This window comes from Methanocalculus sp. (genome assembly GCF_029762515.1).
Taxonomy (GTDB): domain Archaea; phylum Halobacteriota; class Methanomicrobia; order Methanomicrobiales; family Methanocorpusculaceae; genus Methanocalculus.
In genome coordinates, this window is the sequence record NZ_JARVGN010000536.1 from 1 (window position 1) to 1,272 (window position 1,272).

The 1,272-nt window shown below is 54.2% G+C and carries 2 protein-coding genes; both read right to left on the reverse strand.

Annotated features, from left to right (window positions below; genetic code table 11):
• Positions 1-140 precede the first annotated feature (140 nt).
• Positions 141-887, reverse strand: a complete 747-nt coding sequence (locus QCH34_RS12925; protein ID WP_300334732.1) for an amino acid ABC transporter ATP-binding protein — start codon at positions 885-887, stop codon at positions 141-143.
• Between the two features lies 1 nt (position 888).
• On the reverse strand, positions 889-1,272 hold a 384-nt coding region (locus QCH34_RS12930; protein ID WP_300334731.1), incomplete at its 5' end, for an ABC transporter permease subunit.

Here is a 1,272-nt window from a genome sequence, read left to right on the forward strand (position 1 = left end):
CTTCCAAGTGCAATTCCGATTCCATTCAGAAAACCAAATGGTGCAGATACGAGGATTAGGGCAAATGTGACAAGCGCGCCCTTATAGAGGGCTGGCAGCAGGATCTCGAAGTCAAACTGGAGGTCAATCATCTTTGTTCATCAATCATCCTGGAATGTTCCAAGAAACATCCGTGTCCGTGCAAATGCGGGGCTTGTCTGGATATCAGCTGGCGATCCCTTCTCAACGATCGTCCCATGCTCCATAAAGAGGATCTCATTTGCCACCGAGAGGGCAAACCCCATCTCGTGAGTGACGACGAGCATCGTCATCCCTGCCCGTGCCAGCCGCTTCATCACCTCAAGCACCTCCCGTGTCAGCTCGGGATCGAGGGAAGAGGTCGGTTCGTCAAAGAGGATCACCTCCGGATCCATCGCAAGCGCCCGTGCAATCGAGAGACGCTGCGCCTGACCGCCTGAGAGTTCTGCCGGATATGCGTTTGCCTTATCGAGAAGACCTACCTGCTGGAGCTCCTCGAGCGCCTTCTTCCGGGCATCGGCCTTGCTCATCCCCTTCACCCTGATGAGGGCGATCTCAACATTGGCAACCGCTGTCAAGTGATCGAAGAGGTTGAAGTTCTGGAAGACCATCCCGATCTTCTGGCGGAACTGGTTGATCCGCGGGCCGGAATGTGTCACCTCTTCATTATTCAGCCAGATGCAACCGCTATCCGGAATTGTCAGCTGATTGATGCACCGGAGCAGGGTGCTCTTTCCTGTTCCTGAAGGTCCTATGAAGACCTTCGTCTCGCCCCGGCGGACATCAAAGGAGACACCTTTGAGCACCTCGATATCGCCATAACATTTGTGGATATCCTCCACCCTGAGAATGATCTCTCCATCGGTCATCTTATGCATCACCGTGTCCGTATCCTGGAATTTTATATCGGTTCTCAATCCTGCCGAAGATCCACTGCCCGCCATAATTTAAGAGGATGAAGAGGATTGCAACGATAACATAGACCGTCATCGGATCCCCTATTCGTGCGACGATCTGGTTGCCCCTCGTCAGCAACTCTGCCACTCCAATCGCGTAACAGACTGATGAGTCCGTCAAGAGGATCGGGTACTCGTTTGTCCAGCCGGGGAGCGCCCTCCTCAGTGCCTGGGGAAGTACAACGGTTCTGATCGCACAGAAACGCGACATTCCAAGGGATCGTGCCGCCAGCATCTGCCCCTCGCTGATCGAGAGGATCGCACCTCTGAATATCTCCGACTGGTATGCCGCAGTCCG